The organism is uncultured Thiodictyon sp. (assembly GCA_903837595.1).
GTDB lineage: Bacteria > Pseudomonadota > Gammaproteobacteria > Chromatiales > Chromatiaceae > Thiodictyon.
On record CAILVI010000243.1, the window covers coordinates 1 to 10,060 of the forward strand.

General features: G+C 63.1%; 9 protein-coding genes and 1 pseudogene. 4 read left to right on the forward strand and 6 right to left on the reverse strand.

Features of this window, described 5'->3' with window-relative positions:
• Both QZY44_RS13140 and QZY44_RS13145 read right to left on the reverse strand, forming a co-directional pair.
• Window positions 1-311: pseudogene (locus tag QZY44_RS13140) on the reverse strand (hypothetical protein); the annotation flags it as partial.
• Window positions 308-577: a phosphopantetheine-binding protein gene (locus tag QZY44_RS13145; protein ID WP_295446905.1), complete on the reverse strand. Its 270-nt coding sequence runs from the start codon at window positions 575-577 to the stop codon at window positions 308-310. The pseudogene QZY44_RS13140 and the gene QZY44_RS13145, both read right to left, overlap by 4 nt.
• A 394-nt stretch (window positions 578-971) precedes the next feature.
• Between QZY44_RS13145 and QZY44_RS13150 the strand changes: the two genes are divergently transcribed.
• On the forward strand, window positions 972-2,642 hold the full coding sequence (locus QZY44_RS13150) for a radical SAM protein (RefSeq protein WP_295446907.1): 1,671 nt from the start codon (window positions 972-974) through the stop codon (window positions 2,640-2,642).
• A 22-nt stretch (window positions 2,643-2,664) separates the two neighbouring features.
• Here QZY44_RS13150 and hemF read toward each other — a convergent pair whose 3' ends face one another.
• The 3 genes from hemF to QZY44_RS13165 all read right to left on the reverse strand — a co-directional run bounded on the left by hemF (window position 2,665) and on the right by QZY44_RS13165 (window position 5,274).
• On the reverse strand, window positions 2,665-3,621 hold the full coding sequence (gene hemF / locus QZY44_RS13155) for an oxygen-dependent coproporphyrinogen oxidase (RefSeq protein WP_295446909.1): 957 nt from the start codon (window positions 3,619-3,621) through the stop codon (window positions 2,665-2,667).
• A 7-nt stretch (window positions 3,622-3,628) separates the two neighbouring features.
• On the reverse strand, window positions 3,629-4,933 hold the full coding sequence (locus QZY44_RS13160; RefSeq protein WP_295446911.1) for a citrate synthase: 1,305 nt from the start codon (window positions 4,931-4,933) through the stop codon (window positions 3,629-3,631).
• Between the two features lie 206 nt (window positions 4,934-5,139).
• Window positions 5,140-5,274 carry a hypothetical protein gene (locus QZY44_RS13165; protein WP_295446913.1) on the reverse strand — a complete coding sequence of 45 codons (135 nt, stop codon included), beginning with the start codon at window positions 5,272-5,274 and terminating at the stop codon, window positions 5,140-5,142.
• Between the two features lie 352 nt (window positions 5,275-5,626).
• Between QZY44_RS13165 and QZY44_RS13170 the strand changes: the two genes are divergently transcribed.
• A complete protein-coding gene (locus tag QZY44_RS13170) occupies window positions 5,627-6,790 on the forward strand; it encodes a calcium:proton antiporter (RefSeq protein ID WP_295446915.1) in 1,164 nt (387 codons plus the stop codon).
• 53 nt (window positions 6,791-6,843) lie between these two features.
• Window positions 6,844-7,770: a hypothetical protein gene (locus QZY44_RS13175; RefSeq protein ID WP_295446917.1), complete on the forward strand. Its 927-nt coding sequence runs from the start codon at window positions 6,844-6,846 to the stop codon at window positions 7,768-7,770.
• A gap of 154 nt (window positions 7,771-7,924) precedes the next feature.
• Here QZY44_RS13175 and QZY44_RS13180 read toward each other — a convergent pair whose 3' ends face one another.
• Entirely contained in the window at window positions 7,925-8,338 is a 414-nt protein-coding gene (locus tag QZY44_RS13180; protein WP_295446919.1) for a thrombospondin type 3 repeat-containing protein, read from the reverse strand.
• A 422-nt stretch (window positions 8,339-8,760) separates the two neighbouring features.
• Between QZY44_RS13180 and QZY44_RS13185 the strand changes: the two genes are divergently transcribed.
• Window positions 8,761-9,717, forward strand: a complete 957-nt coding sequence (locus tag QZY44_RS13185; protein ID WP_295446921.1) for a cyclase family protein — start codon at window positions 8,761-8,763, stop codon at window positions 9,715-9,717.
• Window positions 9,718-10,060: the final 343 nt, after the last annotated feature.

Sequence of the window (10,060 nt, forward strand, 5' to 3'; positions counted from 1 at the left end):
CCCAGCAGCACATAGGTGCCGGCATGCTGGATGAAATATAACCAGCCAATATTTGGTTCCAGCGTATCCCGATACCACCACAGCAGACCACCTAACGCAATGCAAATCACCAGCATAGCGATTCGCCGGGGCGAACGCCACGCGAGCCATGCCAGTATAGCTAGCAGGGGCGTCAGCAAGACGATGAGACCTAAAGCCGGAAAGGTATGGACCGCCGCCGTGGTAGTGCTGTAATGCGCCAGTACCGGATAAGCCAATACCGCGGCGGCGATGACGGTCCGGCGGACCACACAGACCGGAGTCAGGCTCATTTGGTCCGGGCCGCCGCGATGTGCTCGGTGAGGCTGGCGAGAGAGCTGAAGATGCGGACATTGTCCGCACCATCGGTACGCAGCTGAAAGCCGAAGCGCTTGGACACGACCAGTGCCACTTCCAGAATGTCGATGGAATCGAGCCCCAGCCCCTCGCCGTAAAGGCGGGCGTCGGGTTGAATCTCTTCCGGCTTGATGTCGAGATTGAGGGCGTCGACGATCAGTCGGGCGACCTCGCTTTGCAGTTCACAATTGGCTTGGGGCATAGTGGTTTCGCAGCTACGTGGGATCGAGCCAAACGCAGTGGGCCCAGAGCCAACAGTCTGAGCCGCAGCGGTGCTTTGGGTTAGCAGTTTACTCGATAATTTACGCGGCCTAAACTCTCTCGTGCACGCCCCAGCAGTTATCATGTTCGCAGCCACCCGTTGGGGCGGTGGCGTTTGCGGCGCCCCAGAATAACCCTAACATATTGTAATAATATGATAAATTGATGGCGCCCTGGATCGGCTGTCGGTACCTGCTGGCCTTGAACCGCCCGAGCCGTCAGATATCGTCCACAATCCGGGGCGCAACGACGATGGCAACCGAACAAGCGCACGCCGGTATCGCCGCCCGCCAAGCGCCCTGCGCTCGGGCGAGGTTGCGTAGGACGAGCTGTACTTGCTGGCTCGTTACAAGGGCCCAGCTGAGGCCGAAACGGCAGGACGCAAGGGGCGCGCAGGCAACTTTCAATTTGGTGCTAACATGAGAATAACGCTCGTTCACCCGGCCGGATTCAATTTCGTTCCCGGGCAGCCGGACTTCTCGCTGCTGGCTAATCGCATGGCGCCGCTGGGCATCCTGCAACTGGCGGCATACCTGGAGCAGTATGGGCATCCCTGCGCGGTACACGATTGTCTCGGCCCCGGCGCGCCCGCTTCGCTCGCCGCCAATGCGGCGATGGTATTGGCGACGAATCCCGAATTGGTCGGCTTTTCGGTCACGACCTCGGGCTTCATGGATGCCTTTGAGATCGCGGCGCGCATCAAGGCCAAACGCCCCGAGGTCCAGGTCGTGTTCGGCAATGTGCACGTTTCTGCGATTGGCGCGGCACTGCTGCAACACTTCCCTGAAATCGACTACCTGTGCCTCGGCGAGGGCGAGGGTACGCTGCTGGATTTGGCCGAGCACCGGGCACCCCGGGAGATCGCCAATCTTTGCTATCGCAACGGCGAGGACATCGTTTCCAACCCACGACGCCAGCGCATCCTTGATCTCGATGATCTGCCTTTTCCCGCTTACGAAAAGCTCGCTGGTTTCCCGCGCGGTTACCATCTGCCGCTATTCTCCTATGTCAAGCGGCAGGGTGCCACCATGGTCACGTCCCGCGGCTGCCCTTACACCTGCTCATTCTGCGACCGCACGGTGTTCGAGCGCTTGTACAAGACGAACTCCGCGGCCTACGTCTATGAGCACATGAAGTATCTGCGCGACCGTTTTGGCGTGCGCCACATCAATTTCTACGACGATCTGTTCACGGCCCAACGCCAGCGCGTGACGCAACTGTGCGAAACCCTGATCGCGAAACCGTTGGGCATGGATTTTAACTGTGCCGTGCGCACCGGCCACACGTCGGACGAGATGCTGCGCCTGCTCAAGCGCGCCGGCGCCGTCATGGTATCCATGGGTATCGAGTCGGCGGATCTGGGCATGATGCAGCGGCACAAGGCCGGCGTCAGCTTGGCGGGTGTCCGCCAAACGGTCGAGCAGATTCATGCCGCCGGGCTGCGGGCGAAGGGGCTATTCATCTTTGGGCTGCCCGGCGAGACCCCGGAAACGATCGCCACCACCAGCGATTTCATACTCTCGCTCGATCTCGACGACATCAATATGAGCAAGTTTAGTCCCATGTACGGCGCACCGATCTGGGACGAATGTGTCGGCGGTGTGTCGGGCGACTTCAACGAGGACTGGCGGCTAATGAACTGTCTGAACTTTGTCTACCTGCCGAAGGGCTTCGCATCGCGTACGGAGATGGACGCGCTGTATAACGCGCAGGTCCGTCGCTTTTATGACAGCAAGGGCTACCGACGGCGCTTCGCGCGACGCCTTTGGCAACATCGCTGGAGCCTGTGGCATGTGCTGAAGAATCTGCCTAAGACGATTCAAGCGGCACGCTATTTCAGCAACAGCAAGGCCGACTTGGAGCGGGCCGGGCAAGCGCTTGCACCCCATCCGCGCCAACCGCATGGGCTGACGCCCAATCTGAGCCCAGAGCTCGCGGTGGATGCAATCGCCGCGCTTACGACTATCAAGGTGCCGCGCCGGGTGAGACCCGACGCCTCGGCCTAGCCGCAGCAATATCGACTCCGAATTACGGGCTAAGCGGCATGCTTGCCCAATCCCGCGGGACCAGAAAGTGCTCATAGAGCCTCGCCTCCGGGCTGCCTGGCTCCGGCTTGAAGTCGTAACGGAAGCTGACCTCCGGCGGCAGGGACATCAAAATCGACTCGGTGCGCCCACCCGATTGGAGCCCGAACAACGTGCCCCGGTCACAGACCAGATTGAATTCCACATAGCGGCCGCGGCGGTATTTCTGGAAGGCCCGCTCCCGCTCGCGATAGACCAGGGCGCGCCGCCGCTCGACGATCGGCAGATAGGCGCCGAGATAGACCTCCCCCACCGCGCGCAGGAAGGCAAAACCGTGGGTAAATCCGCCCGCCCCGCTCCCTCCCGGCGGGCCGCCCGGCCCCAGATCATCGAAGAAGACCCCACCGATACCGCGGGGCTCAGCGCGATGTTTGAGATAAAAATACTCGTCGCACCACTGCTTGCAGCGCGGATAGACCCCCTCGCCGAAGGGCAAGCAGGCGGCCCGCGCGGTGCGGTGCCAGTGAATGGCATCCTCGTCGAAGCCGTAATAGGGGGTCAGGTCGAAGCCGCCGCCGAACCACCACAGCGCTGGCTCGCTTGGGTGCTGACTGAAGAAAAGCCTCAGATTCAGGTGTGTACTGGGCACATAGGGATTGCGCGGATGCAGCACCAGCGACACCCCCATGGCCTGGAAGCCCCGCCCGGCCAGTTCCGGGCGATTGGCGGTGGCGGACGCCGGCAGTTGCTCACCGAAGACCCGTGAGACATTCACCCCACCCTGTTCGAAGACCGCCCCACCGACGATGACACGGGTGCGTCCCCCGCCCCCGTGGGGCCGTTCCCAGACATCATCCCCGAAGACGGCCTGACCATCCGTCGCCTCCAGGGCGCCGCAGAGGCGGTCCTGGAGGTTGCACAGATAGCGCCAGACCGCCTCGCTGTCAGGGGCGTCGGCCATGCCCTGACTACTCGGACCGCTGGTCCATGGGAATATAGTCGCGGTGGGTTTCGCCGGTATAGATCTGACGCGGACGCGCGATCTTGTTAGCCATGGTGCGGTTCTGCTCCCACCAGTGGGCGATCCAGCCGGGCAGCCGGCCAATCGCAAAGATGACGGTGAACATGTTGGTCGGGATGCCGATGGCCCGCAGCAGGATGCCGCTGTAGAAGTCGACGTTCGGATAGAGCTTGCGCTCGATGAAATAGGGGTCCGAGAGTGCGATCTCCTCCAGCCGCCGGGCGATGTTCAGGAGTGGATCGTTCGCGCTCAACTGAGGCAACAGCTTCTCGGCGATGGCACCGAGCATCTTGGCGCGTGGATCGAAGTTCTTGTAGACCCGATGGCCGAACCCCATCAATCGCACCTTGCTGTCCTTGTCCTTGGCCAATCTAACGTATTCCTCCGGGGTGATGTTGCCATCGTGGATCTGGTGCAGCATGTTCAGCACCTCCACGTTCGCCCCACCATGCAGCGGTCCCCACAGGGCACACACCCCGGAGGCGCAGGAGGCGAACAGATTGGCACCGCTGGAGCCGACCATGCGCACCGTGGAGGTGGAACAGTTCTGTTCGTGGTCGGCGTGCAGGATCAGGATCAGATTCAGTGCATCGCGCACCATCTGGGGGCAGACATATTGCCGATAGGGCTGGGAGAACATCATGTGCAGGAAGTTCGGCACATAGCGCAGCGCCGGGTCGGGGTAGATGTAGGGCAGGCCCCGCGAGTGGCGGAAGGCATAGGCCGCGATCGTGCGGATCTTGCTGATCAAGCGGGCCGCCGCGTGATTGAACTGGGTCTCGTCCTCCAGCTCGTGCAGTTCCGGGTGGAAGCAGGAGAGTGAGTTGATCATGGCCGAGAGAATGGCCATCGGTGGCGCCGCCCGCGGGAAGCCCTCGAACTGGTGCTTCATGCCCTCGTCGAGGAAGGAGTAACGGGTCAGGTCCTCGGAGAAAACCGCGTACTCCGAGGGAGTCGGCAATTTTCCGCTGATCAACAGCCAGGCCACCTCGGTGAAGGTGGGGCTGCTGGCAAACTGTTCGATGGGAATACCGCGGTAGCGCAGGATGCCCTGCTCACCGTCGATAAAGGTGATGGCGCTCTCACAACTGCCGGTGTTGCCATAGCCGGGGTCGAGGGTAATGTGGCCCGTCTTGGCGCGCAGGTCGCCGATATCGATGGCGCGCTCACCCTCGCTGCCTTCCGTCACGGGGAATTGGTATTCGTTGCCACCCAGGATCAGGGTTGCCTGGTCAGGACTGACTGCGGACATTGGCGGGGTCTCCGGATTTACTGCAAAGAATCGCCCCGGCCGTTGCCGGACGGCGGAGGAAAACTCTCAAGGTTTATGGTTTAGGGTCAACACCGGGGCCCAACCCGCCGGCAATCGGCAGGACCCGCAGGCTGCGCAATGCACGCATCACACCAGGGCGACGGCCTGGGCCGGCACCTCGGCCCCGTCGGGGGGCTAAGCAGGACTCAGTGGCCCGACTTGTTGGTGAGCGAACGCACCGCGTCCACCGCCTTATGCTGCCACTCCCTGGCCCAGGGCGGTTGCGGCAGATTCCAGCCGATGACGATCCCGATGGCGACAAATAAGAGCATACCAAACATGATGGTGCCTCAGTGGGGGGTGAAGACTGTAACCTGGGGGCGACCGGGGGAAAACCCAGTCCATGGCGCACCTGTGGAGCGCTCCCAAGGTGCTCGGCGTCTCCGGGCAGATGTTACAGCGCCGCCGCGCCCCGGGATACCGCCGGGAACCAGGCACTCAAGTATGATCCTCCGGCGCGTCTTTTGGTTATCATTCGAGTTCCGCCCTGGTACGCTCACTGGTCACCAACGCGGCCCAAGGCGGCCAGTCAGGCCGGCCGCGCCCGGACGCCGCTCGCGGCAGCCCACCAGTGCACCACTGGAAGGCCACCGCCTAAAGCATCAACAACGGACCATCGTGACGCCCCATCCCATGAACCGCAACCACCAGGACCCGGCGCTCCAAGGCGCGCGACCCGCCACGACCTGGACCCGGTGGCGCCCAGAGTGGCCGCTGCCGCTGGCCCTGGCGACGGCGGCGGTATTCCTGGTGTTCGGCAACACCTGGCTCAACGACCCGACCGCGCCGCTGCGGCTCACCGCGTTCTTCACCTGGCTGTTTGTCACGATCCTGCTGGCGGCCATGCGGGTGGTCTACCATGCGGAATGTCTGGCCATCCGTTTCGGGGAACCCTATGGCACCCTGATCCTCACCCTCTCGGTCACCTCCATTGAGGTGCTCATGATCGCCGCCCTGATGCTGCATGGCGACAACAACCCAACCCTGGCCCGGGATTCCATGTTCGCGGTGGTGATGATAGTCCTCAATGGACTGGTCGGCCTGGCCCTGATCCTCGGCGCCTTGCGTTACCACGAGCAGTCCTACAACTTGCAAGGCACCCGCGCCTATCTCAGCGTCATCGTGCCGCTGGCGGTCTTGAGCCTGGTCCTGCCGACGGTCACGGTCTCCACGCCCGAACCGACCCTGAACGCCTTCCAGTCCGTCTTCCTGCTCCTGATCTCGCTCGCTCTCTATGGTACCTTTCTGATGATCCAGACCCGGCGCCACCGCAGTTATTTCAGCGACGACGGGGATCGCGGATCCGACGAGGGCGCGGACGCCGTGGGGGATCACCCGGTCCCGGACTCGCCCTACCGACACAGCGCCCTGTTGCTGACCTATCTGGCCCTGGCGATCGTACTGGCGGAGGCCTTGGCCATCCCGCTGGATATCGGCATTGAGGTCTTGAGGCTGCCGGCCCCCTTAGGTGGCCTGATCGTCGCCACCCTGGTGCTCACCCCGGAGGCCATCAGCGCCGTGCGCGCGGCGCTGAAGAATCGGCTGCAACGAGCGGTGAACATCTCGATGGGGTCGGTGCTCGCGACCATCGGCCTGACGGTCCCGTGCGTGCTCACCATCAGCCTGATCGTGGGCAAGCCGGTCGAGCTGGGCTTGAGTGCCGCCGACGGGCTCCTCTTGGGCCTGACCCTGGTAAGCGCTATCCTCACCTTTTCCGGCAACCGCACGAACGTACTCCAGGGCGTGGTCCATCTGATCCTGTTCCTCGCCTATTTGATGCTCATCGTCGCGCCCTGAACCGGCCCGGCTCCGATACACTTACCCCATCCCCCCTGCGAACGACAAGCCCCATGTCCGAGTCCACCGAAAACGGCACCCGCCGCGAGATCGACGGCGAGTTGCGCGTCTACTATGACGGGTACTGGATCAAGCACTACGAACCGCCGGCCAACAGCCTGGACACCCGCAAACGCCTGATCCGGGCACTAACCCGGCGGCTCTTCAACCATGTGGAACATGGCATCAACATCCCCGGGTGCCGCTTGAGCGAGGCGCGCGCGGCCTACCAGGCCGAGACCGACATCGAGCGCAAGCGGGTCAACGGGGCCATGCTCGCCGGTGCCCTCTTCAACCGCGCCGCGGACATCTTCACCTCACTGGTGGACTTACAGTCCGCGGGGGTCGAAATCACTCACGACAACACCCTGATGCGCGAGTGCGGCCAATGCCTGATGGAGGCCTTGGATCTCGGAAAGATGGTGCGGCACCGGGGCGGCGACGAGGGCATCGACGAACTGTGGGGGGAGCCCTTCAAGGCATTCTCGATCCCCATCGAAGATTTCTACGAAAGCCGCTATGTCAAGATGGCCATGGCCATGCGGGACATCGACCGTCTCGGCAGCGGCCTCAAAGACGCCTTCTCCACTAGCACCCGATTCTCCAACATCGACCCGCGCATCGACCATCTGATGGCGGCTGCCAAGCGCAAGTGCGAGATCCTGCGCACCGACGCCTGCATCTTCGAGGTCTGGTCGGACTATGTCGTCGCCCGCGAACAGCTCTGCAACATCCAGCCCCAAGTGCCGACGGTGCCGGACGCGCCGACCATCCGCGAAGTACTGGAGGGGGCACGACTGCTGCGCGAGGGGTCCGAACTGATCACTCACATCGTGCGTGCCCGGGTCTCAATGCCCAAGAGCACCCGGGAGTTTCTCGATCGCTGCAACCGCTTTCGCCAAGCCATCTGCCAGTCGAACAACGAGCGCGGTACCCGGTAGCCGTGGGCACGCACCGCGTGCCCACCGTCGGCTGCAGCGAGGATCAGCGCGCGAGGATGCTCCGCCACCCCCCGGGGCTGGGCAGGCATTCCGTGCAAAAGGGCCGGTAATTCGGGTCGCAGGCATTGCCGATACCGTTGCGGTCGAAGTCTGCCTAGTCGCGATTAGCCACCAGCGGGCAGTTGTCCACGCTATCCAGGATACCGTCGTTATCGTCGTCGGGGTCCGCGTGATTGCCGATGCCGTCGTGGTCGGTATCCAGCCACTCGGTGCGGTCGTAGGGGACGGCGTCGAGTGCATTGGGAACGCCGTCGCCGTCGATATCCGGGTCGATCACGTCAGGAATGCCGTCACCATCGGTATCAGGCTCGCCGGTCACTGACTTGCGCGTGCGGTTACCGGCCGCGTCGTAGGTGTAGGCAATGCTCCGGCCGTCCGAATAGGCCACCTGGACCAGGCGGTTCAGCGCATCGTATTGATAGCTGATCGTCGCAGCAGGCAGAGTCATGGGCAGCAGCGGGACCAATACCCCTGCGGCATCCAAGACCTTAATCTTTTTCGCTTTCATGCTCACCTCCTGCTCTGTCGGTGGGCACGCGCAACGGCCCCCGACCACCCGGTCTCTCGTGACACCGCTCAAGAGATTGTGAAAGTATTCGCCGTGTGTCCGCATGAGGCGCGCACCCGCGCCCCTGGAGACGCTTGGTGCTGCACGACTTCGTCGAGGACCGCGCGGGGCGAGCGCGAGCAAACACCCGCCAAGACCCCGCGTAGGGTGCCCGCCACGTTCCGAATACTTTCACAATCTCTACATCGGTGTCACGAGGGCCTGGAGCGGTGTCACGAGGAGCTCGGTGGCCTATGCCCCACCCGGCGCCACCTGGTACGCTATGTCACGGATTGCCGACTGTGACTCATTCTACCGAACCGGATACGCAATGCACGATCACGTCTCACTGTTGTCCATAAGACTGGGGAGCTAAGAGGCTCATGGCCAGACCATCGTTCGCTACGCTCGCTGCCCTGGCCGCCGTCGCGTGCGTCCTGGCAACCGCCCTGGCGGCCGAGCCAACGCCGCCGACCCTCGCGGAACCCCCGGCGGCTGGTGCCCCCGGGCTATGGTCGATCTACAACCAATCGCTGAAGAGCGCCAAATACATCGACCTGACGCACACGCTGTCGCCCGCCATCCCGGTATGGAAGGGCTTCGGTCCGTCGCGATTCGGACCTGCGGTAAGCCCGCAGACCGGTGAGCCCTACCGGTATGCACAGGACGGCTTCGAGGCGACCCGGTACGAGCTGAGCAGCGATCAATTCGGTACCCAGCTGGACCCACCAGCCCATTGGGCACCGGAATACCCGGGGATCGACGAATTGCCGGCCACCTATGCGGTACGGCCGCTGGCGGTCATCTCGATCGTGGAGCAGGTCGCCGCCAATCCTGGCTACCATTTGCAGGTCGCCGACATCAAGCGCTGGGAAGCACAGCACGGCAGGATTCCCGCCGGCTCGGTGGTGATGGTGCGTTCGGACTGGTCGAAGGCCTGGCCCGACCCCGCGCTGGCGACCCGCGAGGTCTTTCCCGGGGTGTGCTTGGCGGCACTCAAGTTCCTGCACGAGCAGCGCCAGATTCTCTTCCACGGTCACGAGCCACTCGATACCGACACCACGCCGACGCTCGAGGGCGAGCATTGGCTGATGCATCACGGCTACGCCCAGGCCGAAGGCGTAGCCAACCTGGACCAGGTGCCCGCAACCGGTTGTCTCGTGACCGTCGGCTATCCCAAGCTCAAAGGCGGCTTGGGAGGTTATGCCCGTTACATTGCGATCTGCCCGGCGGATTGGCAATACGGAGTGTCAGCGGGGCAGGTACCCGAGGCACCCTTGCCCAAGAGCGACCAGATTCTCCAATGGGACCCGGCGCAGGGCGTACGGGTACGCAAATAACAGGCTGCACGAGCACAACCGCCCACTGAAAAACCTTGGCGAGCTTGGCGCATTGGGGTGAGATTTGCCCTTTCCAGATCAGTTGTGACCACCGGCTCGTCCGCTTGAGTTGACGGCTCACTAAAATCAGTCCTAATCTGCTGACACGTGGTCGGCCCTGCGCGGGCACGAGCCGGCCTTGATCGTCGTTCCGGCCACAGGAGGTAGAGGCTTTAGCCGGTTCGGAGTGCAGACACCACTGATTTTTCTTAGATATGTCGGGAGCCGCCACCGGCTAACGGCCATGGCGCCCGCACCACCCCGCAAGATGAAAGTGGCGGGCGCCTTGGCCGTTCCCCCTCCC

Excerpts from the sequence above, each read along its gene's own strand:
- QZY44_RS13145 (WP_295446905.1), bottom strand. The coding sequence starts at position 577 with ATGCCCCAAGCCAATTGTGAACTGCAAAGCGAGGTCGCCCGACTGATC.
- hemF (WP_295446909.1), bottom strand. The coding sequence starts at position 3,621 with ATGGCCGACGCCCCTGACAGCGAGGCGGTCTGGCGCTATCTGTGCAAC.
- QZY44_RS13160 (WP_295446911.1), bottom strand. The coding sequence starts at position 4,933 with ATGTCCGCAGTCAGTCCTGACCAGGCAACCCTGATCCTGGGTGGCAAC.
- QZY44_RS13165 (WP_295446913.1), bottom strand. The coding sequence starts at position 5,274 with ATGTTTGGTATGCTCTTATTTGTCGCCATCGGGATCGTCATCGGCTGG.
- QZY44_RS13170 (WP_295446915.1), top strand. The coding sequence starts at position 5,627 with ATGAACCGCAACCACCAGGACCCGGCGCTCCAAGGCGCGCGACCCGCC.
- QZY44_RS13175 (WP_295446917.1), top strand. The coding sequence starts at position 6,844 with ATGTCCGAGTCCACCGAAAACGGCACCCGCCGCGAGATCGACGGCGAG.
- QZY44_RS13180 (WP_295446919.1), bottom strand. The coding sequence starts at position 8,338 with ATGAAAGCGAAAAAGATTAAGGTCTTGGATGCCGCAGGGGTATTGGTC.
- QZY44_RS13185 (WP_295446921.1), top strand. The coding sequence starts at position 8,761 with ATGGCCAGACCATCGTTCGCTACGCTCGCTGCCCTGGCCGCCGTCGCG.